Source organism: Kouleothrix sp. 19917 (assembly GCF_057073505.1).
Genome location: NZ_CP097099.1, coordinates 1,295,485 through 1,321,408, shown reverse-complemented (window position 1 = coordinate 1,321,408; position 25,924 = coordinate 1,295,485). Strand labels below are relative to the sequence as shown.

At 63.0% G+C, this 25,924-nt stretch carries 18 protein-coding genes; 12 read left to right on the top strand and 6 right to left on the bottom strand.

The window, feature by feature from the left end:
• Positions 1 to 74: 74 nt before the first annotated feature.
• The 6 genes from M1P90_RS05155 (at position 75) to nhaA (ending at position 6,140) form a co-directional block, all read left to right on the top strand.
• Positions 75 to 995 (top strand): branched-chain amino acid transaminase, encoded by a 921-nt coding sequence (locus M1P90_RS05155; RefSeq protein WP_483701583.1) that lies wholly within the window; start codon positions 75 to 77, stop codon positions 993 to 995.
• Between the two features lie 106 nt (positions 996 to 1,101).
• Positions 1,102 to 2,529, top strand: coding sequence for a 3-isopropylmalate dehydratase large subunit (gene leuC, locus M1P90_RS05150; RefSeq protein ID WP_483701582.1), 1,428 nt, complete (start codon positions 1,102 to 1,104; stop codon positions 2,527 to 2,529).
• Between the two features lie 186 nt (positions 2,530 to 2,715).
• The gene (gene leuD / locus M1P90_RS05145) at positions 2,716 to 3,321 is read left to right on the top strand and encodes a 3-isopropylmalate dehydratase small subunit (protein WP_483701581.1); all 606 of its coding nucleotides are present in this window, start codon (positions 2,716 to 2,718) and stop codon (positions 3,319 to 3,321) included.
• 110 nt (positions 3,322 to 3,431) lie between these two features.
• A complete protein-coding gene (locus tag M1P90_RS05140) occupies positions 3,432 to 3,932 on the top strand; it encodes a YqhA family protein (protein WP_483701580.1) in 501 nt (166 codons plus the stop codon).
• Positions 3,922 to 4,569: a class I SAM-dependent methyltransferase gene (locus tag M1P90_RS05135; protein ID WP_483701579.1), complete on the top strand. Its 648-nt coding sequence runs from the start codon at positions 3,922 to 3,924 to the stop codon at positions 4,567 to 4,569. Before M1P90_RS05140 ends, M1P90_RS05135 begins: the two co-directional genes overlap by 11 nt.
• Positions 4,570 to 4,766: 197 nt before the next feature.
• Complete coding sequence (gene nhaA, locus M1P90_RS05130) at positions 4,767 to 6,140, top strand: Na+/H+ antiporter NhaA (RefSeq protein ID WP_483701578.1); 1,374 nt, start codon at positions 4,767 to 4,769, stop codon at positions 6,138 to 6,140.
• Between the two features lie 1,230 nt (positions 6,141 to 7,370).
• On the opposite strand, the gene M1P90_RS05125 is transcribed toward nhaA, so the two are convergent.
• Entirely contained in the window at positions 7,371 to 9,401 is a 2,031-nt protein-coding gene (locus M1P90_RS05125; protein ID WP_483701577.1) for an SPFH domain-containing protein, read from the bottom strand.
• Positions 9,402 to 9,676: 275 nt separating this feature from the next.
• Here M1P90_RS05125 and M1P90_RS05120 point away from each other — a divergent pair, with 275 nt between their 5' ends.
• From M1P90_RS05120 to M1P90_RS05105, 4 genes are read left to right on the top strand one after another with little or no spacing between them, the layout of a single operon-like run.
• The gene (locus M1P90_RS05120) at positions 9,677 to 11,134 is read left to right on the top strand and encodes a DUF3375 domain-containing protein (RefSeq protein WP_483701576.1); all 1,458 of its coding nucleotides are present in this window, start codon (positions 9,677 to 9,679) and stop codon (positions 11,132 to 11,134) included.
• Positions 11,124 to 11,711, top strand: coding sequence for a DUF4194 domain-containing protein (locus M1P90_RS05115; RefSeq protein ID WP_483701575.1), 588 nt, complete (start codon positions 11,124 to 11,126; stop codon positions 11,709 to 11,711). Before M1P90_RS05120 ends, M1P90_RS05115 begins: the two co-directional genes overlap by 11 nt.
• Positions 11,686 to 15,033 (top strand): ATP-binding protein, encoded by a 3,348-nt coding sequence (locus tag M1P90_RS05110; protein ID WP_483701574.1) that lies wholly within the window; start codon positions 11,686 to 11,688, stop codon positions 15,031 to 15,033. The genes M1P90_RS05115 and M1P90_RS05110 overlap by 26 nt, the downstream gene beginning before the upstream one ends.
• On the top strand, positions 15,030 to 16,172 hold the full coding sequence (locus M1P90_RS05105; protein WP_483701573.1) for a Wadjet anti-phage system protein JetD domain-containing protein: 1,143 nt from the start codon (positions 15,030 to 15,032) through the stop codon (positions 16,170 to 16,172). Before M1P90_RS05110 ends, M1P90_RS05105 begins: the two co-directional genes overlap by 4 nt.
• A gap of 94 nt (positions 16,173 to 16,266) precedes the next feature.
• Here M1P90_RS05105 and M1P90_RS05100 read toward each other — a convergent pair whose 3' ends face one another.
• The 4 genes from M1P90_RS05100 to M1P90_RS05085 all read right to left on the bottom strand — a co-directional run bounded on the left by M1P90_RS05100 (position 16,267) and on the right by M1P90_RS05085 (position 20,824).
• The gene (locus tag M1P90_RS05100) at positions 16,267 to 17,148 is read right to left on the bottom strand and encodes a carbohydrate ABC transporter permease (protein ID WP_483701572.1); all 882 of its coding nucleotides are present in this window, start codon (positions 17,146 to 17,148) and stop codon (positions 16,267 to 16,269) included.
• Between the two features lie 61 nt (positions 17,149 to 17,209).
• Positions 17,210 to 18,172, bottom strand: coding sequence for a carbohydrate ABC transporter permease (locus tag M1P90_RS05095; protein WP_483701571.1), 963 nt, complete (start codon positions 18,170 to 18,172; stop codon positions 17,210 to 17,212).
• Positions 18,173 to 18,351: 179 nt separating this feature from the next.
• Positions 18,352 to 19,686 (bottom strand): ABC transporter substrate-binding protein, encoded by a 1,335-nt coding sequence (locus M1P90_RS05090; RefSeq protein ID WP_483701570.1) that lies wholly within the window; start codon positions 19,684 to 19,686, stop codon positions 18,352 to 18,354.
• Between the two features lie 115 nt (positions 19,687 to 19,801).
• Positions 19,802 to 20,824, bottom strand: a complete 1,023-nt coding sequence (locus M1P90_RS05085; RefSeq protein WP_483701569.1) for a LacI family DNA-binding transcriptional regulator — start codon at positions 20,822 to 20,824, stop codon at positions 19,802 to 19,804.
• Between the two features lie 376 nt (positions 20,825 to 21,200).
• On the opposite strand from M1P90_RS05085, the gene M1P90_RS05080 reads away from it, so the two are divergent.
• Together M1P90_RS05080 and M1P90_RS05075 are read left to right on the top strand one after the other, a co-directional pair.
• Positions 21,201 to 22,406, top strand: coding sequence for an ROK family transcriptional regulator (locus tag M1P90_RS05080; protein ID WP_483701568.1), 1,206 nt, complete (start codon positions 21,201 to 21,203; stop codon positions 22,404 to 22,406).
• A 24-nt stretch (positions 22,407 to 22,430) separates the two neighbouring features.
• On the top strand, positions 22,431 to 24,446 hold the full coding sequence (locus tag M1P90_RS05075; RefSeq protein WP_483701567.1) for a beta-galactosidase: 2,016 nt from the start codon (positions 22,431 to 22,433) through the stop codon (positions 24,444 to 24,446).
• A gap of 77 nt (positions 24,447 to 24,523) precedes the next feature.
• Here M1P90_RS05075 and M1P90_RS05070 read toward each other — a convergent pair whose 3' ends face one another.
• Positions 24,524 to 25,903, bottom strand: a complete 1,380-nt coding sequence (locus M1P90_RS05070) for an NAD(P)/FAD-dependent oxidoreductase (RefSeq protein WP_483701566.1) — start codon at positions 25,901 to 25,903, stop codon at positions 24,524 to 24,526.
• Positions 25,904 to 25,924: the final 21 nt, after the last annotated feature.

Sequence of the window (25,924 nt, the reverse complement as noted above, 5' to 3'; positions counted from 1 at the left end):
TTGCCTTACAATATGCACGAGCACAACCTTTCACTTTCAACTCGTCAACCTGTAACCCTATTGAGGAGAAAGCCATGCCGATCAATCCGACGAAGTATATCTGGTTCAATGGCGAGCTGGTGCCCTGGGAAAACGCGACCGTGCATGTAATGACGCATGCGCTGCACTATGGCTCGTCGGTATTTGAAGGCGTGCGCTGCTACAACACGCCCAAAGGCCCGGCGATCTTCCGGCTCGCGCCACACACGCGCCGCCTGTTCGACTCGTCGAAGATTTACCGCATGGAGCTGCCCTACACCCCCGAGCAGATCAGCGAGGCGTGCAAGGCAGTGGTGCGCGAAAACGGCCTCGACAGCGCCTACCTGCGCCCGCTGGTCTGGCGCGGCTACGGCGAGCTGGGCGTGTTCCCGCTGAAAAACCCGGTCGAGGTGATGGTTGCCGCGATGCAGTGGGGCGCCTACCTCGGCGCCGACGCGCTTGAGATCGGCGTAGATGTGGGCGTGTCGTCGTGGAATCGCGTGGCGCCCAACACCCTGCCCGCAATGGCGAAGGCCGGCGGTAACTATCTTTCGTCGCAGCAGATTGTGATGGAAGCGGTGCGCCACGGCTACGCCGAGGGCATTGCGCTGGACGTGAGCGGCAACCTGAGCGAAGGCTCGGGCGAGAATCTGTTCATTATTCGCGATGGCGTGATCTACACCCCGCCGGTCACGGCGGCGCTGCTGCCCGGCATCACCCGCGACTCGGTGATGACGCTGGCGCGCGAGCTGGGCTACGAAATACGCGAGCAGAATATGCCGCGTGAAGTGCTGTACGTGGCCGACGAGCTGTTCTTCACCGGCACGGCCGCCGAGGTCTCGCCCATCCGCTCGGTCGATGGGATTGTGGTTGGCGTGGGCCGGCGCGGGCCAGTCACAACGGCGATTCAGAAGGCGTTCTTCGGCCTGTTCAACGGCGAAACCGAGGACAAGTGGGGCTGGCTGGATTATATTTAGTAGTCAGCAGTCAGCAGTCAGCAGTCAGCAGCCAAGAACATCGCTGTGATGCGTCGAACGCTGCCGACTGCCGGCTGCGGGCTGCGGTTCGTGGAGCAAAAGCACAATGTCGACACCAAAGACTCTGTTCGAGAAAATCTGGGAAACGCACATCGTCCGGCCCGAGACGACCGACACGCCAGCAGTGCTGTATATCGACCTGCACCTCATCCACGAAGTCACCTCGCCGCAGGCCTTTACCGAGCTGCGCGAGCGTGGCCTGAAGGTGCGCCGGCCCGACCATACCCTGGCGACAATGGACCACTCGACGCCGACCACGCCGCGCGGGCCAGACGGCATTATTCCCGTGATCGACCCGCAGGCGATTGCGCAGCTGGGCCAGCTTGAGCGCAACTGCGCCGAGTTCGGTATTCCGCTATTCACGTTAGGCACAATCAACCAGGGCATTGTGCATGTGATCGGGCCAGAGCAAGGCCTGACCCAACCGGGCATGACGATTGTGTGCGGCGACAGCCACACCAGCACGCACGGCGCGTTTGGCGCGCTGGCCTTTGGCATTGGCACCTCGGAAGTGGCGCATGTGCTGGCGACGCAGTGCCTGATCCAGCGCAAGCCCAAGACCATGGCGATCCGCGTCGATGGCCGGCTGCAGAAGGGCGTGACCGCCAAGGACATCATTCTGGCGATCATTGCCAAGATTGGCGTGGGCGGCGGCACCGGCTACGTGGTCGAGTACATGGGCGAGGCGATTCGCGCGCTGAGCATGGAAGAGCGCATGACGATCTGCAACATGTCGATCGAGGGTGGCGCGCGCGCCGGCCTGGTTGCGCCCGACGAGACGACCTTCAACTATATTGCCGGCAAGCCGCACGCGCCGCAGGGCGCCGAGTGGGACGCGGCCGTGGCAAAATGGCGCACGCTGCCGAGCGACGAAGGCGCGACCTACGAGGCCGAGGTTGTGCTCGACGCCAACGCGCTCACGCCGATGATTACCTACGGCACCAACCCGGGCATGGGCATGCCGATCACTGGCCGCATCCCCACGCCCAGCGAGCTGCCCGACCCCAGCCAGCGCAGCACGCTCGATAAGGCGCTGCGCTACATGGACTTGCAGCCCGGCCAGCCGCTGATCGGCAAGCAGATCGACATGGTTTTCCTGGGTAGCTGCACCAACTCGCGCATCTCCGACCTGCGGCTGGCCGCGGGCGTGCTGAAGGGCCACAAAGTCGCGCCGAATGTGCGCATGATGGTTGTGCCCGGCTCGCAGCGCGTCAAGCGCCAGGCCGAAGAAGAAGGGCTCGACGAGATCTTCAAGGCGGCCGGCGCGGAATGGCGCGAAGCCGGGTGTTCCGCCTGCCTGGCGATGAACGACGACAAAGTTCCGGCCGGCAAGTACGCCGTCAGCACCAGCAACCGCAACTTCGAAGGGCGGCAAGGCCCGGGCGCGCGCACCTTCCTGGCCAGCCCAATCACGGCCGCTGCGACTGCGATCAACGGCGCGATCACCGACCCGCGCGAGCTGCTGAACAGCTAGGCAGAAAGACGTCGAACGTTTTGCCACGAAGGCACGAAGGCACGAAGATCAGAGAAATAAAAAGCCTGTTCTTTCGCGTCGTTGTACCCTCATGGCAAACGCTCGACCGATTTTCTCGCAACTTACGTCCAACAATCAGCTGCACCAGGGCAGCGTCAGGCTGCTTCATACGTAAAAGAGGATACAATGGACCCAATCAAAACATTTGCGGCCAAGGCTGTGGCCGTGCCAATCAACGACATCGACACCGACCAGATCATTCCCGCCCGCTACCTGAAGGTCACCGACAAATCGGGCCTGGGCGAAGGGCTGTTCTACTCGTGGCGCTACAACGCCGACGGCACGCCAAAAGACGACTTCGTGCTCAACCGGCCCGAGGTACAGGGCGCGCAGGTGCTGGTGGCCGGCGACAACTTCGGCTGCGGGTCGTCGCGCGAGCACGCGCCCTGGGCGCTGCAGGGCTACGGCTTCAAGGCGGTAGTCAGCACGCACTTCGCCGACATTTTTCGCAACAACTCGCTGAAAAACGGCCTGCTGCCTATTCAGGTCGATCAGGAAACTTACTACCAGCTTGTGAGCATGTGCGAAGAAGACCCCGAAACCACACTCACGGTCGACCTGGCGAACCAGCGCCTGGTGCTGCCGGGCGGGCAGAGCGTCGGCTTCCCAATCGAGTCGTTCGCCAAGCACTGCCTGCTCAACGGTATCGACCAGATGGGCTTTTTGCTGGGCGAAGACGACGCAATCACTGCGTTTGAGGCCGACCACAAGTCCAGCTTCCACACGACCTAGCGGCTTTCTTTTTCTATGATCCACAGATTACACAGATGACACAGATTGAGCTATATCGCGCCCTAATCTGAGAAATCTGCGTGATCTGTGGATGTTTTATTGCTACGCCTATGGCCCGCAAGATTATCTCCGCCAGCCGCTTCCTGATCATCATCGCCGTGATTGCGATCTTTCTGATTGCGACGGCGCTGCTGATCTATGGCGCAGCCGAAACCTATGCGCTGCTCGCTGGCCTGTTTGCAGGCACGGGCAGCAAGGGCAGCAAAACCCTGCTGCTCGGCGCGATCGAGCTGGTCGACCTGTTTCTGCTGGCCACGGTGCTGTATGTGATCGCCGTGGGCCTGTACGAATTGTTCATTGACGACCAGCTGCCGCTGCCGGCATGGCTGGAGATCCACACGCTCGACGACCTAAAGGACAAGCTGATTGGCGTGGTTGTGGTGGTGATGGCAGTGCTGTTCCTGGGCCAGCTAATCTCGTGGGACGGCCAGCGCGAGCTGCTGGGCTATGGCGCGGCGGTGGCGCTGGTGATTGTGGCGCTGACCTATTTCACCGGGCAGAAGAAGGGCAAGCCAGCCAAAACAGAGAAGGATGGAGCGAATGAGCACTAAGCCTGCACCGATCAACGAGTGGGCCAATGCCGAGCACGCGCTGGGCTACCTGTCGCGCGCCGACCGGGTGCCGCACCGCACCGAGGGCGAGGCCACGCTGCTGGAGCTGGTGCCGCGCAGCGCGCGCCGCATTCTCGACCTGGGCACGGGCGACGGGCGGCTGCTGGCATTGCTGAAAATCGACCGACCGCACGCCGAAGCCGTGGCGCTGGATTTTTCGCCGGCCATGCTCCAGGCCGCGCGCGAGCGTTTCGCGGGCGACCCGCTGGTCACGATTGTTGAACACAATATGGATCACCCGCTGCCCGAGCTGGGCCAGTTCGACGCGATTGTGTCGAGCTTTGCCATCCACCACTGCACCGACGACCGCAAGCGCGGGATCTATGCCGAGGCGTTCGCGCGGCTGGTGCCCGGTGGCGCGTTCTGCAACCTTGAGCATGTCGACTCGCCAACGCCCGAAGTACACGCGCAATTCCTGGCGGCGCTCGGCATCACCCCCGAAACCGAGGATCAATCGAACAAGCTGCTCGACATGGCAACACAGCTTGGCTGGCTGCGCGAGATCGGCTTTGCGCACGCCGACTGCTACTGGAAGTGGCGCGAGCTGGCGCTGCTGGCCGGTTTCAAGCCCGCGTAACACTTGCCGAACCGCGCATTTGCGGGTATCATACGGGGCGGGCAGTGGCGCCCGCATCAGTGGCGATAGCATCAATTAAAGAGGGTTTCGGGGCCCGTTCCCCGAACGGGTGGAGGCTGACACAGTTTTTGTGCTGCCTCTTTTTTGTTGCCCGCTTTTGGGCGCCGGGGCAGCAGCGGACGAGGAAAGGAATGACGATGGGCCAGAAACAACCGATGCTTGCCAGCCACTGGAGCACGACATCGATCGCACGGATTTTGCGGCCAATGCAGGAATTCATTCAGCAGGAACAGTCGAGCGGCATTATTTTGCTGGGCATGACCATCCTGGCGCTGCTGATTGCAAACTCGCCGCTGGCCGAGGCGTATTTCACGCTGCTGGAAACCAAAGTCGGCATTGTGGCGGGGCCGTTCGAGCTGAAAGAAAGCGTGCTGCACTGGGTGAACGATGGCCTGATGGCGATCTTCTTCTTTGTGGTGGGGCTGGAGATCAAGCGCGAGGTGCTGGTGGGCGAGCTGGCGAACCTGCGCGCGGCGACGCTGCCGATCATCGCGGCGGTGGGCGGCGTGCTTGTGCCGGCGGCGATCTTTCTGGCGCTGAACGCGGGCGGGCTGGGCGCGCGCGGCTGGGGCGTGCCAATGGCGACCGATATTGCCTTTGCGCTGGGCTGTATGGCGCTGCTGGGCAGCCGCATTCCGTTCACACTGAAAATCTTCCTGACTGCCGTCGCGATTGTGGATGACCTGATTGCAGTGCTGGTGATTGCGATTTTCTACTCGGGCGGGCTGAACCTTGCCGCGCTGGGCGTGGGCCTGGCGGTGCTGCTGGTGCTGTTTGGCGTGAATGCGTTTGGCATTCGCACGCCGATCATCTATGCAGTGCTGGGCGTGGTGGTGTGGCTGGCGTTTCTCCAGTCGGGCGTGCACGCAACGATCGCGGGCGTGCTGGTGGCGCTGACGATCCCGGCGCGCAATCGCATCGACGCGCCGACCTTTCTGGCCCGCGCCCGCTCCATCCTCGATGTCTTCGAGCGGCGCGACCCCACAGCCACACCGATGCTGAGCGACGAGCAGCAGCAGAGCGCGGTGATCGAGCTGGAAGAGGCGTGCGAGCAGGTGCAGGCGCCTTTGCAGAAAATGGAGCATACGCTGCACGGCTGGGTGTCGCTGCTGATTATGCCGGTGTTTGCGCTGGCAAATGCGGGCGTGCCACTGGCGGGCAGCCAGCTTGGCGGCGAGTCGCTGCCGGTGGTGCTGGGCATTGTGCTGGGGCTGGGCATTGGCAAGCCGCTGGGCCTGACCAGCGCGGCGTGGCTGGCGGTGCGCTTTGGCCTGGCCGACCTGCCGCGCGGGGTGAATTGGTTCCAGATGCTGGGCGCGGGCGTGCTGGCGGGCATTGGCTTCACCATGTCGCTGTTTATTGCGTCGCTGGCGTTTGTGCGCCCCGAGGTGCTGGCGACGGCGAAGCTTTCGATCCTGATCGCGTCGCTGCTGGCGGGTGGGGCAGGGATGCTGCTGTTTGTGCGGGCACCGGCGCGGCGCGAGGCGGCGCTGCCGCAGGCCGAGGCGTAGGGTTGATTTCGCAGGGCCGACAGATCGGTCGGCCCGAACGGGTGCGAGGGCTATGCGCCCTCGCGCTCTCACTCCCTTCGCATCCTGAGTAGCGCGGAAGCGCGTATCGAAGGGTGCGAGGGCTACGCGCCCTCGCGCTCTCGCTCCCTTCGCATCCTGAGTAGCGCGGAAGCGCGTATCGAAGGGTGCGAGGGCTACGCGCCCTCGCGCTCTGCGGCAAAGGCTTTCTCTCGATAAATGGCTGTCGGGGCCTGCGCGGCCCCGTGCCCCGCGGCAAAGGGCCGACCGCGGCCCTCTGCACTCCCCGGCCGGGACTGCGTCCCTGGACCCTGCAAAGAGCGTGATCGCCTTGCGAAGTGCTTTGCAGTCATGCCTCCGTTGTGGATAAGGGCAAGGCATCGAGCGAAATAGTCATCGTCATTGAGAGAGCGCCACAAACTGGTTTGACATCTCTTGTCTGCTGCCAGCGGTAAGCATAACGGAGGCATAACAAGCGAACATTCACTATGATGACCACCTAAAATTTGGGGTCTGGGGCGAAGCCCCGGCGCTGGGGGTGCAGGGGGCGGGCGTCGCCCCCTGCGGCCTTGCGGCCTGAGCAAACTGGCTTGTAGGAGGTACTGCCTGGAATGCCTCCGTTGTGGATGCGGGCAAGGCATCGAGCGAAATAGTCATCGTCATTGAGAGAGCGCCACAAACTGGTTTGACTTCTCTTGTCTGCTGCCAGCGGTAAGCATAACGGAGGCATGAGACACAACCAGTTAATACCCTGACCACCTAAAATTTGGGGTCTGGGGCGCAAGCCCAGGCGCTGGGGTGCAGGGGCGGGCGTCGCCCCCTGCGGCCTTGCGGCCTGAGCAAACTGGTTTGAAGAAGGCACTGCCTAGAATGCCTCCGTTGTGGATAGGGGCAAGGCATCGGACGAGATAATCATCGTCATTGAGAGAGCGCCACAAACTGGTTTGACTTCTCTTGTCTGCTGCCAGCGGTAAGCACAACGGAGGCATGAGATACAACCAGTTAATACCCTGACCACCTAAAATTTGGGGTCTGGGGCGCAAGCCCCGGCGCTGGGGGTGCAGGGGGCGGGCGTCGCCCCCTGCGGCCTTGCGGCCTGAGCAAACTGGTTTGAAGAAGGCACTGCTTGAGCAATCAGGGCGGGCGGACACACAGGTCCGCCCAGACATGGGTCCGCCCAGGCAGCCTGTGGCTTGAGCTAAACGCGCGCAATTAGCTCTTCGGAACCAGCGGCGTGGTCGGCACTGGCGCGGGCATGGCCGGGGCTTCTTCCTGCGCGCGGCTGGCCAGCAAACCCTCGCGGATCTGCTTGCGCAGCGCCTCGACCTCGGGGCCGGCGCCGTTGCCATTGCCATTCAGCGGCGTGCCCATGCGCTCTGAGAGCAGCATCGCCAGCAAGCCTTCCATCAGGTTGCCGCCGGCCCCACCACTGCCATTCGCGCCGCCACCAACAACCATGCGCGGCACCACGTCCACGCCCGCGCGCTCGATTGCCTCGGCAAAGCGATTCATCACCTGCTGGGTGACCTGGAACTGCGGCCCGCCGTAAGCGCGCACCTTCTCCTCAATCGCAATCGCCTCGCCAATACCGATGCGGGCGGCCTTCTCGGCCTCGGCCTCGGCCAGCGCGCGGATCTGGGCGGCCTGCTGCAGCGAACGCTGGTACTCGGCCTTGCCCTGGTTGCTCTGCACGGTGATGCTGATCTCCGACTCGGTCAGCGCCTGCTGCTGGCGCGCGCGCGACTCGGCCTCGCGCAGCTCGCGCTCCTTGATTGCGGCCTTCTCCTGCCGGTTATAGGTCTCGATCTGTTCCTCGGCAATCTGGCGCGCGCGCAGCTGCGTCAGGATCTGCTCGATCTTCTGGTCGCCCGCCGACGAGGTTGGCGTGCCGATTAGCACTTCTTCCAGCTCAAGGTTGTAGTGCTGGAACTTCTCGCGCATCTGCTCGCCCGCCAGCGACTGGATCACGCTGCGATCCTGAATCAGCTGGATGAGCGTGCGCGTCTGCCCGATGTTCTTGAAATACGCCGCCACCATCGGGTCGAGCGTCTGCTCGACCAGGCGCTTCACGTCGCCAAAGCGCTGGATGACCAGCGGCGCCTGCCGGTAGTCGATATGCACCACCACCGAAAGCGGCAGCGACGGCTCGAACGCATCCTTGGTGATCAGCGAGATTTCGGACAGGTTTTCGTCCAGGCGGTGCGCGCCGGTTTCGCTGCGGTTCCACTTCAGGATGATATTGGTAGTCGGCACCATAATGACCTTGCCGGCGTAGGTGTTGAAGGCATACTTGCCCGGCAGCAGCGGCGTATTCCACACGCCACGGCTGCCTTGGCTTACCATCTCGCCGTGCTTATACTCCTCGCCCGACAGGTCCTTGCCAATGTCGCCTGTGTACGACACCACCACGCCCACGTTGCCAACCTCGATCGTGATTTTCGGGATCATCTCGACGGTGGCGAACAGGCGGTTGATGTAGTAGGTTCCTTCCACCAGCACCTGCAGCTGGCGGCCGCGCATACCGCCGGCCAGCAGAAAGCGCTCGGGGTCCTGAAAGTTGTTGTGGTAGGTCGCCTTTTCGCCGGCGGCGTCGCCCACCGTTGGCGCAATAATTTCGCCCTGCGGCAGCGACGGGCCGTCGTGCACTGTCACAATGCCCACCAGATCGTCGGCGCCCTTGATGACAACCGGCTGGAAGCCGCCACGCTCGCGGATCAGATCGGCCATGCGCTTGAACACCGCGTCCTCGCCACGGTCGAGCGGCAGGTAATAGATCGTATCTTCGGTGATGACGACGAACTGCGCCAGGTTGAAGGCATAGGTGCCTTCGCGCAAAATCTGGCGCTGCGGGCCGCGCTGGCCAGCGTTCGACAGAAACACGGCTACGTCCTGAAAATCGTTGGCGGTCACGTTCGAAGCGAGCGCCTGCGTTGGCTGGAGCTGCTGACCGTCGCGCGCAAACACATAGCCGATCTTGCCCTGCGGGATCGTCACCAGCGGCACACTGTGAATGCGATACTGAAACGGCGTAAACAGGTGCCAGCCACCGCGCAGCACATTCGGCTGGAAGCCCGCTTCGCCGTGCAGCGCAATAAAGCCCGACTTCACCGAGCCGCGCCCGCTCACGAGCTTCTCGATCACGCCAACGCGATTGTTCGGGATGTAGCGGATGAAGCCCGAGATCGCGATGAGGATCAAAATAACGACAATCAATACCCCCACTGCCGAGAGAATACCGAGCATGATCGTTCCTTTCTGCGCATGCGCCACGTCAAAGCAAAATTGGTGTGCGCATGCAGTGCTATTGAGTATACGTGTGCGCGCGGGTGTATGTTACACGCGTCGTGGCGATTTGGCGTCTGCTATAATGTATTATAGCAAAGTGCAAACGATGCACCTGACCCGATATGTGCCATCTCGTACCTCTACGGTACGGATCGCAGCCTATTTCAGTATGGCGGATACCCATGAAATCACGAATGGAAAGTGAAGACGCCGTGCTGAATGGCGAGCAATAAATGGATCACGACCAGCTCCAATTCGATCTGCGGCAATCGGCCAGTGTGCGGCTGCTGAAAAGCCCGAATGCAGCGCTGATTCTGAGCTTTCTGCACCACATGTTCAAAGTCGAGCAACGTGTTTCGCTGCCCTATGCCACGATACTTGAGCGGCTCGACGCAACACTCGAAACGCTGAACGAACACAACCCCAGCAGCTATCCGCTCGCCGCGACGGCCTACCTCAAACAATGGAGCGACGAGGAACATCAGCTTCTCCGTATCATCGTGCGCGGCAGCGATGACGAGACAACCGTGGAATTGACCGCCGACGCCGAACGGGCGATCGGCTGGGTCGAGGAATTATACCGGCGCGAATTTGTCGGCACCGAGTCGCGCTTTCTGTCGATCTTCAACTTGCTGGAAGAGATCGTCGCTCGCAGCACGGAGGACGTCGAGCAGCGGCTGGCGCAGCTTGAACACGAGCGCGCCACAATTGACGCCGAGATTGCGCGCATTCGCGCAAGCGGGCGAGTCGAGCCACTCACGTCAACACAGGTCAAGGAGCGTTTCTTACAGGCCGGCGAAGTGGCGCGCCTGCTGCTGCGCGATTTCGCCACCGTCGAACAGAATTTCCGCGGCATCGCCCGCAATGTGCAGGAGCAACAACTGCGCCCGGAAGCGCGTAAAGGCACGGTCGTGGGCTATGTGCTCGACGCCGACGAGGAGTTGCGCGCCTCGGATCAGGGCCGTAGCTTCTACGCCTTTTGGGAATTCCTGACGGTGCCAGCCAAGCAGGACGAGCTGCATGCACTGCTGGATCAGGTCTACACACTGCCGATGCTGGCCGAGCTTGCACCAAACCACCCGCTCCTGCGCCGCCTGGCCCGCGCACTGCTGGAAGCGGGCGAAAAGATTGTGCTCTCGAACCACCGGCTGGCCGAGCAGGTGCGCCGCCTGCTCGACGACCGCGCGCTGGCCGAAAGCCGCCGCGTGCGTGAGCTGATCGACGCAATCAAGCTTCACGCTGCGCGCCTGGCCGACGCGCCGACCGAGGGTGCATTGCTGTGGGTCGAAGGCCCGCCCGAAATAAGTATGCCAATGGAAAAACTGCTGTGGGAGCCGAACATCGCCACCATCTTCGCCACGCAGCCAGAAGAAATAGGTGACATTGGGGACAGCGAAAGTATTGGCGCGCTGTATCGGCAGTTCTATGTCGACGAAAACCGGCTGCAGCGGCGCATCGAAACCATGCTCGAAACCCGCCCGGCATGTACCCTGGCCGAAGTGCTCGACAGCTACCCCGCCGAAAAAGGCCTCTCCGAGCTGATTGCCTACCTGGCGATCGCCAGCCGCGACGAGCGCCACCAGATCGACGACGACATTGCCGAGCCGATTATGCTGCCGGCGAATGGCGAATTTGGCGAGCGCGAAATCGCCATGCCGCGCATTGTATTCCGGAGCGCCTATGCGTCCTGATCAGATCGCGCCCTACGCTCCGGCCGTTCTCCGCCTGCTGCAAGGCCCGCTGTCGAACGACGACGCCGGCCCGTGGAACATCCTACTCACGCACGAAACGCCGGTGCGCGAGTATCTGGCGAAGATCGGGCTGGAACTGATGCTGAACGAGCCTGACGGCTACGCCTTTTTGCGCCAGCCAGAATGGGAAGGCGACGACGGCCAGCGTGTGGCGCTGCCGCGCCTGACGCGCCGCGACCGGCTGAGTTACCATGTCACGCTGATGTGCGCGCTGCTGCGCGAACGGCTCGACCAGTTCGAGGCCAGCACGCCAGAAACCGACCGACTGATTATCACGGGCGATAATTTGCGCGACATGCTGCGGCCATTCATGCGCGAGCGTGGCGACGAGCGGGCGCTGCTGAAGAAAATCGACGAAACGGCTAACCGAGTGGTTGATCTTGGCTTCCTGCGCCGGATCGGAACCGACAACCGCTACGAAGTTCGCCCAATTTTAAAAGCTCGGATCGGCTCTGAAGCCCTTTCAGAGCTTTTGAACACACTGGAGCAGCATGCGCCAACGAACACTGATTCCTGACGAGATCGAGCGCCCGCGCGAGGGCTTCCGCATGCAGCGGCTCGAAGTCTATAACTGGGGTACGTTCCATGGCCGCGTCTGGGCGATCGAGCCGCAGGGCGGAACCGCGCTCCTGACCGGCGCGAATGGCTCGGGCAAATCAACGCTGGTCGATGCGCTGCTGACGCTGCTGGTGCCGAGCCGCCCGCGCAACTACAACCAGGCTTCCGGCTCGCTCAAAAAAGAGCGCAACGAAAAAACATATGTGCGTGGCGCATATGGGCGCGTTCGCGACGAAGCCGGCCACGAAGGCCGTGTGCAATATCTGCGCGAGAAAAAAGATAGTTACAGCGTACTGCTGGCGCGCTTTGTCAACGAGCAGCTTCGGCAAACTGTGACGCTGGCGCAGGTGCTGTTCTTCGGCAGAGACGATGAACTGAAGAAGCTGTATGTCGTCGCGCCGCGCGCACTCGCAATTCACGAGCACTTTCAGTTCGAAAGCACCGACGAGAGCAAGAAGCGTCTGCGCGGCCTCGGCGCGGATGTGTACGACGACTTCGCAAAATACAGCCGCGATTTCCTCAAGCGCTTTGGTCTGCGCTCGGAAAAGGCGCTCGACCTGTTCAACCAGACAGTGGCCATCAAGGAAATCGGCGGCCTGAACGAGTTTGTGCGTCAGCATATGCTCGAAAAGACCGACGCCCAGGCGCGGATCGAGCTGCTGCGTGAGAACTACAAAAACCTGACCAGTGCCCACGACGCGATTGCCAAAGCCGAGCAGCAGCTTGCCCGCCTGCGACCGCTGCTGACCGAAGCCGATCAACACAGCCAGCTCCAGGGGCGAATCGCCGAAGCCGAGCGCTGCGCCGAAGTTGCGCCCCACTATTTCGCCCGCCACAAACTCGCTCTGCTGGAACGTGCAATTGGCGCCGCCCGCCACGAGCTTGCACAGCACGCCGCAACACGCACCACGCTGGAAGAACGGCTTGCCGCACTGCGCCAGCAGGAGCGCGACCTGTACGCCGCGATCACCAACGACCAAATCGGCCAGCGGCTCGAATCACTCAAGCAGGAACTTGCGCGCGCCCGCGAGCGCATGGCCGAGCGACGTAAAAAGGCCGAACGCTATAACCAGACAGCAGCGCAGCTCCGCATTCCCGCGCTCACCGATGAGGCCGCGTTCTACGAAACAATTCGCACAATCCGCCAGAAGCTGCCGGCAATCGACAGCGAACTGCGCGCGCTGCAAACCGATCGCGACACGCTTAAACAGCAGGAAGGTCGGCTCATTGGCGAGCGCCAGCAGCTGCACGACGAGATTAGCTCGCTCCAGCAGCGCAAAAGCCGCATCCCATCGGAAGACCTGCGGCTGCGCGCCGAGCTTGCCCACGCGCTCGACATTCCCGAAGCCGACATGCCATTCATTGGTGAATTGCTGAAAGTGCGCGACAGCGAAAAGCCCTGGGAAGGCGCGATCGAGCGGCTGCTGCGCGGCTATGGCCGGCAACTGCTCGTTACCGAAGCCAATTACCGCCGCGTGGCTGGCTACGTCGACGGCGCAAACCTGCGCGGCCGGCTGGTTTACCACCGTGTTGGCGAACGGCGCGCCTCGCCCAGCACCACCGGCCTTGATGCCGACGCGCTAATCTTCAAGCTGGAAATCAAGCCCGGCAGCGCCTTGCACGACTGGCTGAAGGGCGATTTGATCGAACATTGGGATTACACATGCTGCGAAGAGATCGAGCAGTTTCAGCGCGAGCGGCGGGCGCTCAGCATCAACGGCCAGGTCAAAAGCGGCGGGGCGCGCCACGAAAAGGACGACCGCTTTGGCCTGAACGACCGCACGCGCTATGTGCTCGGCTGGGACAACCGCGAGAAGGTCGCCGCGCTGAAAGACGAATTGCAGGCCCGCGATCGTGAACTGCGCGACATACGTGCGGCAATCGGCAGGAACGAGCAGGACAGCGATGAGTGGAAAAAGCGCCAGCAAGGGCTGCGCGATCTGCTTGCGTTCGAACATTTTGCCGACCTCGACTGGCGCGCCGACGAACAGCAGATCAACACGCTTCAGGCCCAGCAGCGCGAACTTGAAGCCAGTGCCAACCATCTTCAAAAGCTTCAGCAGCAACTCGACGAATTGAGCGCACAGATCAAGACGGAAGAAACGACGCGCGCCGAGCTTCAAGCGCTGATTGGCACGCGCGAAAACGACGTGCAGCGATTTCAGCGCCAGCACGCCGAATGCGCGCATCGTGCCGCCGAACCGAGCCCGGCGCTTCAGCCGATCATCGCGCGGATTGACGCCGACCTCAAAGGCAAACCGCTCACCCTCGACACAATCGACGAGCAGCAAAACCAGACCGAGCGCTACTACAACAACAGCATCAAAACGCTCAGCGCCAACTTGGGCAAGCTCGAAAGCAGCGTGGTCGCGCAGATCGTCAACTTCAAGCGCGACTATCCGGCCGACACTGCTGATCTCGACAGCTCGATCGCGGCGGTGGGCGAATGCCGACGCATGCTCGATCGGATCGAGCGCGACGATCTGCCAGCCTACCGGCAGCGCTTCAAGCAATGGCTCGACGGCAAGGTGCTCGACTCAATTGTTGGCTTCAAGGGCGCGCTCGATACCCAGGTCGACACCATCCGCGAAAGCGTGGAAACGCTCAACCGCTCGCTGCGCCTGATCGACTACACCCCCGCCACCTATATCCGCCTGCGGGCCGACCCCGCGCGCGACACCGAGGTGCAGGAGTTTCGCCGCCAACTGCGCGCCTGCATCCCCGATGTCGGCCAGCGCAGCGCCGAATCAAACGAAGCAAGCTTTCAGCGTATCCGCGCCTTGATCGAGCGCTTCGATTCGGAAGAGCGCTGGACCTATAAGGTTTCTGATGTGCGCAATTGGCTCGACTTCGCCGCCGAAGAGCGCTACCGCGAGGACGACAAGGAAAAGAACTTTTACTCCGACTCATCGGGCAAGTCGGGCGGGCAGAAGGCCAAGCTGGCCTATACTATCCTGGCATCAGCAATCGCCTACCAGTACGGTCTGGATCAGGAAGAGCAGCGCGCGCGAACGTTTCGTTTCGTGGTGGTGGACGAGGCGTTCAGCAAGTCGGACGAAGACAACGCCCGCTACGCCATGAACCTGTTCAAGCAGCTCAATTTGCAGCTGCTGGTCGTCACGCCGCTCGACAAAACGCACGTGGTCGAGCCATATATCGCCTCGTGCCACTTCGTCAGCAACACCGCCGACGAAAACGACTCGCGTGTGGCGAACCTGACCATTCGTGAGTACTACGAGCAGAAAGCATCTTTCGAGCAACTCGCGCGGACCGAAGCATGATCACGCCAGCCGACATCACCGCGAAAGCCGCCCGCGCCTACCTCCTCTTCCTGCGCGGGTGGCTGCACGATGAGCCGTTCGCCCCGCTCGAATTTCCTGCCGGCGCGCCGCCCGCCGATTTCCGTGCCCTGGAGCGGGCCGTCGCCGCACTGCTCGACGGCGCGAAGGAGCGGCGCGGCTTTGGGTATAGCGTCGAAATGCAGACGCGGGCGACACGAGCGCTTGGCAGCCAGTCGCTGCCCACGCGCATTCGTGTGCCAAGCGCCGAAGACTTGCTGTTGCTGCTTGGCAAAACTGCCGAGTTCAATGCGTTTGTGGCCGATGTGGCGCTGATCCGCGCGGCGCAGCCGGCGCTGGAGCCGTGGCTTGTTGCCAACCCGCAGCAGGTGATCGAACACCACGGCGCGTGGCCCGAGCTCCTGCGTGTGTGCGCGTATTTCCTGGCGAACCCGCGCCCAGACATGTACATCCGCGAGCTGCCAATCGCAGTTCACACCAAGTTTGTCGAGCAGCATGCCCCGATTCTCACGCGCCTGCTCGACGCGCTGTTGCCAGATCAAGCAATTGACGCGGGCGAAAAGAGTTTCGAGCGACGCTACGGCTTGCGCTACGACACAGCGCTCATTCGGGTGCGACTGCTCGACGAGGCGTTGTGGGACCGGCTTGGCTTGACGCTCGAAGATCTGGCAGCGCCAGCCGCGCAACTCGCCAGGTTACCATGCGACGGCCTTCGCTGCCTGGTTGTCGAGAACAAAATGGTGTTCTTGACCCTGCCGCCGATGCCAGACACAATCGCAATTTTCGGCAGCGGCTTCCAGGTCGAACTTCTGCGCGAGCTGCCGTGGATGAGAACATGCGCGATCTGGTACTGGGGCGATCTCGACGCGCACGGCTTCCAGATCCTCGCCCGGCTGCGCGCGCTGTTTCCGCAGGTTGTTTCGCTGATGATGGATAGCGCGACGTTCGAGTCATTCCGCGAGTTTGCCGTCGCGGGAACGCCTTCCTCAATCACGGAACTCCCAGCGCTGACACCCGACGAACAAGCGTTATTCGCTAATCTTACGCGTTCAAATTTGCGGCTGGAACAGGAACGGATTAGCTTTTCGTATGTTGTGCGCTACCTCGCACGTTTCGTATAAATATTCCTGGGTGCTATTCAGCAAACATTGAACGCGCCCCAACAACAAACGCGGCACCCGAAGGCGCCGCGCGTGGGCTGGGAACAGCCGAGTTTTAGCCTTTGATACCGCTGACCGTCACGCCTTCCACGATGTAGCGCTGCGCGACGATAAAGATCACCACCAGCGGCAGCACCGCCACTGCCGCGCCCATAAACAGCGCCGGCAAATTAATCGTCTGCGCGGTCAGGAAGGTCGCCAGCACCACCTGCACCGTCCACCAGCGGTCGCTCTGCCCGATGATCAGCGGCCACAGGAACGAGTTCCAGCTGCCGATAAAGGTGATCAGGCCAAGCGCCATCATAATGCCGAGCGAGTTTGGCAGCAGAATGTAGCGGTAGATGCCCCAGTAGTTCAGGCCATCGACACGCCCGGCGTCCTCAAGATCCTGTGGGAAATCGAGGTAGAACTGCCGGAACAGAAAGGCCGCAAAGGTGTTGAACAGGCCCGGAACGATCAGGCCCTGCAAGGTATTCACCCAGCCAATGCTCGACACCAGCACGAACAGCGGCACAAACGTCACTGCGCCCGGGATCATGAGCGTCAGCAGCATGGCATAGAATACCACATTCGACCAGCGGTAGGGAATGCGCGCCAGGCCATAGCCGGCCAGCGAGGCAATAAAGATCTGCCCGACCGTCTGGATGATCGCGACCGCCGCCGAGTTGCGCAGGCCCGTCGCCATCGGTGCAGCCTGATCTTCAAACAGCGCCTGCAGGTTCTCGAAGTGCGGCGGGATGGGCAGCCAGACCCACTTGAACGACAGGATTTCCGGCTGCGTCAGCAGCGCGTTGCGGAAGATCAGGTAGTAGGGCACCAGGAACAGGATGGCCAGCAGCGTCAGCGCGACGTAGCTGATGATTGTGCCAGGGCGCGTGCGCGCGCGGCCGGCCGGGCGCACGGGCCGCGTTTCGGCGGGAGGAGTTGCAACTGCCATAAATCACCTCATTCTGACGATGCGCAAGGGTTCAAACAAGCGTGCCGTGGTTCCGAGCGCATCATCCCCGATCGCCTTGCCCAAAGCCGGCCAGGCGCCCCTGGATCACGGTGATCACAATAATGATCGCGGCCAGAATAAATGCGCCGGCCGAGCCGCGCCCAAAATCCTGGTCGCCGATGGATATCTGGTAGAGGTAGATCAGCGGCGGGCGCGCCAGGTTCAGGTTGCTCGATGCCGAGCCGCCGCCCGCCAGAATGTTGAAGAACTCGTCAAAGGCCTGGAAGGCCGCGATCAGGTTCAGCAGCACCACGGCCACAGTTGTGTTGCGCAGCAGCGGCCAGGTGATATAGCGGAAGGTCGTCCAGCCGGTGCGCGCGCCATCCACATACGCCGCTTCGTACAGCGCGCGCGGGATTTCCTGCAAGCCGGCCAGGAACAGGATCATGTAGAAGCCGACCTGCAGCCACAGGCGCACTGTTACCAGCGGGAGCCAGTACAGCGGCGGCTGCGGCGGCCCAACCCACACAATCGAGTTCATGCCGAACAGGTTGAGAATCTGGTTGGCAACGCCAAAGGGCAGGCCGTTGAAGATGTTCATTTTCCACACCAGCGACGCAACCACATACGAGCAGGCGGTGGGAATAAAGAACACCGAGCGGAAAAACGCCTGCCCGCGATTCACGCTATTCACCAGCAGCGCCAGCCCCAGCGAAATCGCGACGGTTGTTGGCACAATAAAAATGGCGAACAGGGCAAAGGTCGCCAGCGCCTGCCGGAAGGCGGTGTCGCTGAGCATGGTGATGTAGTTTTGCAGGCCGACGAACTGGGTGGGCGTGACGGTGCGGCGCGCTTCGAAGAAGCTGAGCACAAAGCCCCAGATGATCGGGATGTAGGTGAAAACGATCAGGCCAAGAAACATGGGGCCAACGAATGCCCAGAACGCCAGTGTGGTGCGCATGTTGCGGCGGCGCGCCGATTGGCTGCGCGCGGCCGTTGCCGGTGTGATGCTTTGTATACCCATCGTCCCTCCTGGTCAGGATCAGCGGCGTCGCTCCAGGGTAGTACGTTGCTGGCAGGGATTGTCTGCGCTGACTCGGTGCGGTGTGCCGCAGTGACGCGGCGCGGAATGCTGGCGCGGCTGCGCGGGCGAGAGGTGCCAGTGCCCGCGCAGCCGCCGTATTGTACCCCGAAACGGCAGGTTTATTTCAGCTTGGCCAGCTCGGCTTCAACCTTGGTGGCGGCTGCGGCAATTTCGGTTTTGGGGTCGGCGCCGTTCTTGAGCATGTTATTCACTGCGTCGCCCCAGGCCGTGCCCATTGCGCCCGTCCAGCTTGGGTTGCCCGGCACGCCGTACTTGTTGATGTACTCGACGGCCTGCGACGCCGGGCCGCTCTTGAGTGGCTCGGCCTCGGCGGCCACACTCTTGCGCGGCGGCACGTGGAAGCCATACGACAGCGCCCAGTCCTTCTGGATGTCCTTGTTGTCGATCCACAGCCACTTGACGTAGGCTTTGGCTTCTTCGAGGTTCTTGCTCTTGGCGTTGACGAACTGCGACCAGCCGCCCCAGAAGGTGGCGGGCTTGCCCTTGCCAGCGTCGATCTGCGGCCACGGCACCACGCCGAAGTCGTCGCCAATCGCCTTCTTGATGCCCGGCATGGCCCACAGGCCAGTCCACTGCACGGCGGCCAGGCCGGTGGTGAATGCTGAAGGATCCCACCAGTCGGTTGGCGCGCCGCTCAGGATGCTGTTCGCATGATCCTTGAGCCACTGCTGGCCCTTAGTGAAGGCGGCAATCACGTCGTCGTTATTGAAATCGACCTTGTTGTCGGTGGTCAGGTGATCGTGGCCCGACGACCACAGCAGCTCGTCGCCCAGCACGCCGACGGCGCCGTCGTTGCCCGCGAAGAAGCCCTTGGCCTGGCCGGCAGTGAGCTTATCGATCACCGCGCCCAGCTCGTCGAGCGTTGTTGGCGGCTTGAGACCAGCGCCGTCGAGCAGGCTCTTGCGATAGTAGATCATGCCCATGTCGTCGATCATCTTCACGCCGTAGAGCTTGCCGTCAACGGTGTTGGCGCGCAGGCCCACGTCGTTGAAGTCGCTCTTGACATCGGCGTACAGATCGTCGAGGGCGGCAACCTGCCCCGAGGTCACGAAGTCGCGGTTGAGCTGGCTCTCGAACACGTCGGGCGCATCCGAGCCGAGCAGCGCGGCATTAAGCGCGGTGCCGTAGTCGCCCGGCTTCCACACCACATTCACCTTGACGTTAGGCTTGACTTTGGCATAGTCGGCCGCGTAGCGATTGGCCGCCTGCTGTGTGCCTTCCTCGCCATACTGGTGGTACCAGTGGGTGATCTCGATGGCGTTGCCGCCCGCCGCCGGGGCGCTGGTGCCGCTGGCCGCCGAGCCGCCACCGGTGCTGCCGCCACACGCCGCCAGCAAACCCGCCGCCCCTGCCGATGCCGCAACCATGCGTAGGAAACCGCGCCGGCTCAATCGTTGACCGTTCTCATTGTTTCGCTGAGCATCTGTCGCCATGGTACGCTTCCTTTCAATGTTGAAACCAACCGGAGTTCGCCTGTCCTTCAGCCACCGTCTGTTCCTTCCCAAACTCCTTTCTTGGTGCAGAACCTATGGTGCCCAGGCCGCGCAGCTAAGCCGAAACGCGGCTCGACTGGCGCTCGACCAGGTAGCAGGGCACGCGGTGAATCGCTGGCGTTGGCGCCTCGCCGCGAATCGCAGCCAGCAAAAGCTGGCCGGCCTGCTGACCCATCTCGTAAAATGGTAGCGCGACGGTGGTGAGCGGCGGGCGCTGGAAGGGCGCGAAGATGCGGTTATCAAACCCCACCACCGCCACATCCTCTGGCACGCGCAGCTTGCGCTCGTGCAGGGCGTCGAGCGCGCCAACCGCCATGCTGTCGCTGCCGCAGAACAGTGCGTCGGGCGGCTCGGGCTGGGCCATCAGCTCGTGTGCCAGCGCATACGCCCCCGACTCGTGCCAGTCGCCTTCGCACACCAGCAGCGGGTTGAAGGCGATGCCCGCCTCGCGCAGGGCCTCGCGGTAGCCATCCACGCGCTGAATTGTTGCTTCGTAATCGCGCGTGCCACTGATCATGCCGATCCGCCGACGCCCTGCTTCAAGCAGGTGGCGCACACCAAGCTGCGCGCCGCCCTTGTCGTCGGGGATCACGCACGGCACGGCCACGTCCCGGGTGTACTGGTACAGGTACACCACTGGCACGTCGTTCAGCGGCAGGGCTGGCGCGCCACGCGCGCGCACGCGGTAGCCGCTCATCAGAATCAGGCCATCGACCTGCTTATCGAGAAAGACTTCGAGCAGCGCGCGCTCGCGCGCCATATCGCCGTAGCTGGTGCTCATGAACACGCTGAAGCCATGCGGGCTGACCGCATCTTCCAGGCCGCGCAGCATGGGGATCGTGAACAAGCCTTCGGGGTCGTCGCTCACCACGCCAATCGTCAGGGTGCGCTTGGCCTTCAGGCTGCGCGCAATGCGGTTGGGGCGGAAGTTCAGCTTCTGCACCGCGTCGAGCACGCGCTCGCGGGTGCTGCCGCGCACGTGGGGCGCGTGATTCAGCACCTTGGAAACCGTCGCCGGTGATACGCCCGCCAGTGTCGCGACATCCTGAATAGTCGTGGCTTTGGAGCGCAAGGGCATCATTGCCTCCCGACAGTGCACGAAACCAAGCCGATCGCGGTTGCTGGCTTTTCCTGGCACACCCGGAAAAGAGAAGCACAAACCGAAATCGATTTATAATGCCAGTTCAGGCAAACACAGCCCGAGCAAGCAATGGCTTGCTAATCGGCAGAAAACGCGAGCAGAGCAGATGAATATAAGGAAGAAAGTTTCGTGAATCGATTTACATTCTAACGAGCTTTCCCGAAATGTCAAGCGGGAATTTCCGTGGCGGCTCGTGATGGACTTATAATAATACTTAATTTAAGTCTCGTCAAATCCACCCTTCAGCCGTTGACAGGACTTATTCTAACTATTATCATAAGTGCCACCCTGCTTAGTTCTGCAAAGGCGCGCTATGAGCAAGCAAACCACGAAGGATATTCGGCGCGGCAACCGGCTTGCAGTGCTGCGGCGAATCTACACGGCTGCGCCCGTCAGCCGCCAGCAGATCACCGAGGCCTCGGGCCTGAGCCAGGCGACGATTGCGAATGTTGTGACCGACCTGCTCGGGCTGGGCCTGGTGGTCGAGGCCGGGTTTGAAGACTCGCAGGGTGGGCGGCCGCGCGCCATGCTTGGCATTAACGCCACCAGCGGCGCGTTTGTTGGCATCGACATTGCCGAAACCTATATCGACTTCGAGCTGTTCGATCTGCGGCTCGCGCCGCTGGCCTCGGTTGAGCATACCCTGCACCCCACCGAAAACCAGCCCGCGCAAATTGTGGCGCACCTGGCGCGCGGCCTGAACGACCTGCTGGCACAGGCCGCCATGCCACGTGAGAAAGTGCTGGGCGTTGGCATCAGCCTGCCCGGCCTGGTCGAGCGCTCGGGCGGCGTGTCGGTGTTTGCGCCAAACTGGGACTGGCACGACGTGCCGCTGGGCGCGCTGCTCAGGCAGCAGCTCGATCTGCCGCTCTACCTCGACAACCCGCTGAAAGCCTGCGCGATTGCCGAGCTGTGGTTTGGCGCCGGGCGCGAGGTAGAAAACCTGGTGATGCTCAACCTCGGCACGGGCGTGGGCGCGGGCATTGTGGTGAATGGCGCGCTCTACCGCGGTTCGACTAACAGCGCGGGCGAGTGGGGCCACACCACCATCGCGCTGGATGGGCGGGCCTGCCGCTGCGGCGCGCAGGGCTGTATGGAAGCCTATGTCGGCGCGCCCGGGATTGTCGAGCACCTGCGCGAGCTTGCGCCCGACAGCCCGCTGCTGCACGGCGACGACCAGACCGCCACCATCGCGGCGATTGCCGACGCTGCCGGGCGCGGCGACCCGACTGCCGCCGAGGTTGTTCGCGTCACGGCGCGCTACCTGGGCGCGGGCATTGCGAATATGATCAACCTGTTCAACCCGGATGTGGTGGTGCTGGGCGGCTGGGTTGGCATGCAGCTCGGCCAGTTTCTGCTGCCCGAGCTGCGCAGCAGCGTGGCGCGCACCGCGCTGAGCCAGCCGCTTGCCGCTGCCCGCATCGAGATGTGCCAGCTTCAGCATACCACCAGCATTGGCGCGGCCACATTTGCACTGGAAGGCTACCTGGCGACCTCGAACGCCACGTTGCGCGATTAACCCGTTAGAAAAGGAAGTTCCGTTATGTCCCATTCCACGTTTCAGCAGCCATCTCAGATCTGGTATGGCGGCGACTACAATCCCGAACAATGGCCCGAAGCGATCTGGCAGGAAGACGTGCGCCTGATGCAGGAAGCTGGCGTCAACCTCGTTTCGGTGGGTATTTTCTCGTGGGCGCTGCTTGAGCCGAAGCCCGGCGACTATGATTTTGGCTGGTTCGACCGGCTGATGGATTTGCTGCACGCCCACGGCATTCGCGCCTGCCTGGCCACTGCCACCGCCTCGCCGCCGCCCTGGCTGGCGCAGCGCTACCCGGAAAGCCTGCCCGTCACTGCCGATGGCGTGACGCTCTGGCCGGGCGGGCGGCAGCAGTACTGCCCACACAGCGATGCCTACCGCGAGCACAGCACCGCGCTGGTGCAGCGTATTGCCGAGCGCTACGGCCAGCATCCCGCGCTGGCGATGTGGCATATCAACAACGAATATGGCTGCCATGTGGCAGAATGTTTCTGCGATCACTCCGCCGCCGCCTTTCGCACCTGGCTCGAAGTGCGCTATGGCACAGTTGCCGCGCTGAACGACGCCTGGGGCACGGCCTTCTGGAGCCAGCACTACAGCGACTGGAGCGAGATCAACCCGCCGCGCCGCGCGCCAACTTTCGCCAACCCCACCCAGCAGCTCGACTGGAAGCGCTTTTCGTCGGACAGCCTGCTGGAGTGCTGCGAGCGCGAGCGCGCCATTCTGCGCGAGTATGCGCCCGACGTGCCCGCGACGACGAACTTCATGGGCTTCTTCAAGCCGCTCGACTACTGGAAGTGGGCGCGCAGCCAGGATGTGATTTCGCACGACAGCTACCCCGACCCGTCAAACCCGGCCGAGGTTGCCGACGCAGCAATGACCTACGACCTGATGCGCTCGTTGGGCGGCGGCCACCCGTGGGTGCTGATGGAGCAAACCACCAGCCAGGTGAACTGGCGACGCCAGAATGTGCTGAAACGGCCCGGCCAGATGCGACTGTGGAGCTACCAGGCGCTGGCGCGCGGCGCGAATGGCATTCTGTTCTTCCAGTGGCGGGCGGCTCGCGCTGGCGCGGAGAAATTCCACGGCGCAATGGTGCCGCACGTTGGCACCGAGCAGTCGCGCGTGTGGCGCGAAGTGGTGCAGCTTGGCAACGAGCTGAAGCAGCTCGGCGACGTTTTACCTGCGCGCGTGCCGGCCAAGGTCGCGATCCTGTTCGACTGGGAAAGCTGGTGGGCGCTGGAGCTGGATTCCAAGCCCTCGGCGGATGTGCGGCTGATGGAGCAGATCCGCCGCTACTACGCGCCGCTCTACGCGCGCAATATCGCCGTCGATTTTGCCGGCCCGAACAGCGACCTGAGCGCCTACAGCGCGGTGCTGGTGCCGAACCTGTACATGGTGCGCGACGCGACCGCGCAGGCGCTGGAGCAGTATGTGGCGGGCGGCGGCACGCTGGCGATGTCGTTCTTTAGCGGCATTGCCGACGAAAACGAGCACATTCGCCTGGGCGGCTACCCCGCGCCATTCCGTCGCATGCTCGGCCTGCGCGTCGAGGAGCTCGATCCTTACATTCCCGGCCAGCAGAATGGCGTGCAGACCAGCGACGGCAGCACCTTCACCTGCGATCTGTGGAGCGATGTGATCGATCTGGAAGGCGCTGAGGCGCTGGCGAGCTTCACCGGCGATTTCTACGCCGGCCGCCCAGCCGTGACGCAGCACGCCTTTGGCGCTGGGCAGGCGTTCTACAGCGGCACGCGCCTGAATGCCGAGGGCATGGAATGGCTGCTGGACCGCGTGCTGGGCGCGGCTGGCATTGCGGCGCGCGCGGGCGTGCCTGCCACCGTCGAGCTGATCGAGCGGGCGGCGGGCGCGCAACGCTTCCTGTTCGCGCTAAACCACTCGGCCGCGCCAGCGACGCTACCGCTGGCGGGCAGCTTCACCGACGCGCTAAGCGGGCAGGATGTGGCGGACGAAATCGAGCTGGGGCCATATGGCGTGGCGGTGCTGCGCGGCGGGGAGTAGCCAGGAGTCGGAAGACAGAAGACAGGAGACAGGAGTCGTTTTGCTGACTTCTGACTCCTGACTCCTGACTTCTGCGTTTACAGCTGCCCCACGTCGCCCCAGTTTGCCAGCAATTCCTGGTAGGCTGGGTCGTCGTAGCGGGCGAGCGCGAGCGCGGGGGCGTAAGGTGGCAGCGGCGCGCCGGCAATGTGCGCGGCCAGCAGCTCGCCCGCCGCGCAGGAAGCCATCAGGCCAAAGCCCGAAAGCGCGCCGACGACATACGCGCCGCCCACCGGCAGCGGACCAACCAGCGGGCGATTTTCGCGGGTTTTGGTGTAGTAGCCGCCGTCGATATAGGGCTTGGGCGCACGGTCGAAGTAGCGTGCCAGTCCCGGCACCATCACCGACATGCCGCGCAGCGCCAGCTCGGGGTAGAATTCGTCTACTTCGATTGGAAAGCGTGGCTCGACCGGGTCGAGGTGGAAGTTCCACAGGATCAGCAGCACCGCGCCGCCGGCATGGCCCTCGGGCCGGCAATGCACGCCGGGCGGCAGCTCGTCCAGCATCCAGGCCGTGTCAGGGTCTTCGGCCAGCGCCTCGCGCTCATCTTCATTCCACGGCAGCGTCACCGGATCGGTCCATATCAGCATGGGCGCGTCGCGTGGCACCACGCCCAGGTGATCGTTAAAAGCGATCTTGATGTGCCGCTCGGAATAGACTGGCAGCTCGACGCCCAGCAGCCGCGCGACCTGCCCAAGCATCGGGCCGGCAGAATCGACAAAGCAGCGCGTGGCGATTGTTTGCGGTCCATTCTCGGTTTCCACGCGCACGCCCTCGACCTGCCCATCACGCACGTCCACGCCCGCGACGGTGCCGCGCAACAGGCGTACGCCGCGCTCACGCGCCGCTTCCAGCAGCACCATGCCAAACTGCTGCGCGCTGAACCAGCCAGCCCGGCGAACATGCAGCACCGCCACGATTTCTTCGGCCAGGTAGGGGAAATGCGCGCGGATCAGCGCCCGGTCGGTGATCAGGTCGGCGCCGTCGAGCGGGCTGGCATAGCCATGTGGATCAGCGGGCTGGTAAGCTGCCGCGCCGGGGCTGCCATCGTGCACGCGCAGCGCGCCAGCGCCGAGGGTGGCGGCTTCCTCTGCGGCGGCGCGCAGGGTTGGCACCTGCGCCGCGTCGGCGGTAGCATAGACGTAGCCGCGCCGGTTCATCAGGATGGCGTTGTCGGTGGCGGCGGCGATTTCTTCCAGCAGGTCGATGCTGCGGTTCATCAGCTGCACCATCGTGTCGCCGGGGCCGGGCCACCAGTTGCGGTATGCCTCGGTTGATTTGTCGCTGGTAAGCGAGAGCGGCGCGCCCTGCTCAACCAGCACAATGTCGCTGATGCCGTGGCGGGTGGCGAGGTAGTAGGCCGTCGCGACACCCGCGATGCCCGCGCCACAGATCACAATTTGGGCAGAAGAAGTCATGGCCTGGCTCCGCGCAATCGC

Excerpts from the sequence above, each read along its gene's own strand:
- M1P90_RS05070 (WP_483701566.1), bottom strand. The coding sequence starts at position 25,903 with ATGACTTCTTCTGCCCAAATTGTGATCTGTGGCGCGGGCATCGCGGGT.
- leuD (WP_483701581.1), top strand. The coding sequence starts at position 2,716 with ATGGACCCAATCAAAACATTTGCGGCCAAGGCTGTGGCCGTGCCAATC.
- nhaA (WP_483701578.1), top strand. The coding sequence starts at position 4,767 with ATGGGCCAGAAACAACCGATGCTTGCCAGCCACTGGAGCACGACATCG.
- M1P90_RS05080 (WP_483701568.1), top strand. The coding sequence starts at position 21,201 with ATGAGCAAGCAAACCACGAAGGATATTCGGCGCGGCAACCGGCTTGCA.
- M1P90_RS05140 (WP_483701580.1), top strand. The coding sequence starts at position 3,432 with ATGGCCCGCAAGATTATCTCCGCCAGCCGCTTCCTGATCATCATCGCC.
- M1P90_RS05110 (WP_483701574.1), top strand. The coding sequence starts at position 11,686 with ATGCGCCAACGAACACTGATTCCTGACGAGATCGAGCGCCCGCGCGAG.
- M1P90_RS05095 (WP_483701571.1), bottom strand. The coding sequence starts at position 18,172 with ATGGGTATACAAAGCATCACACCGGCAACGGCCGCGCGCAGCCAATCG.
- M1P90_RS05155 (WP_483701583.1), top strand. The coding sequence starts at position 75 with ATGCCGATCAATCCGACGAAGTATATCTGGTTCAATGGCGAGCTGGTG.
- M1P90_RS05120 (WP_483701576.1), top strand. The coding sequence starts at position 9,677 with ATGGATCACGACCAGCTCCAATTCGATCTGCGGCAATCGGCCAGTGTG.
- M1P90_RS05100 (WP_483701572.1), bottom strand. The coding sequence starts at position 17,148 with ATGGCAGTTGCAACTCCTCCCGCCGAAACGCGGCCCGTGCGCCCGGCC.
- M1P90_RS05125 (WP_483701577.1), bottom strand. The coding sequence starts at position 9,401 with ATGCTCGGTATTCTCTCGGCAGTGGGGGTATTGATTGTCGTTATTTTG.
- M1P90_RS05090 (WP_483701570.1), bottom strand. The coding sequence starts at position 19,686 with ATGGCGACAGATGCTCAGCGAAACAATGAGAACGGTCAACGATTGAGC.
- leuC (WP_483701582.1), top strand. The coding sequence starts at position 1,102 with ATGTCGACACCAAAGACTCTGTTCGAGAAAATCTGGGAAACGCACATC.
- M1P90_RS05085 (WP_483701569.1), bottom strand. The coding sequence starts at position 20,824 with ATGCCCTTGCGCTCCAAAGCCACGACTATTCAGGATGTCGCGACACTG.
- M1P90_RS05105 (WP_483701573.1), top strand. The coding sequence starts at position 15,030 with ATGATCACGCCAGCCGACATCACCGCGAAAGCCGCCCGCGCCTACCTC.
- M1P90_RS05075 (WP_483701567.1), top strand. The coding sequence starts at position 22,431 with ATGTCCCATTCCACGTTTCAGCAGCCATCTCAGATCTGGTATGGCGGC.
- M1P90_RS05115 (WP_483701575.1), top strand. The coding sequence starts at position 11,124 with ATGCGTCCTGATCAGATCGCGCCCTACGCTCCGGCCGTTCTCCGCCTG.
- M1P90_RS05135 (WP_483701579.1), top strand. The coding sequence starts at position 3,922 with ATGAGCACTAAGCCTGCACCGATCAACGAGTGGGCCAATGCCGAGCAC.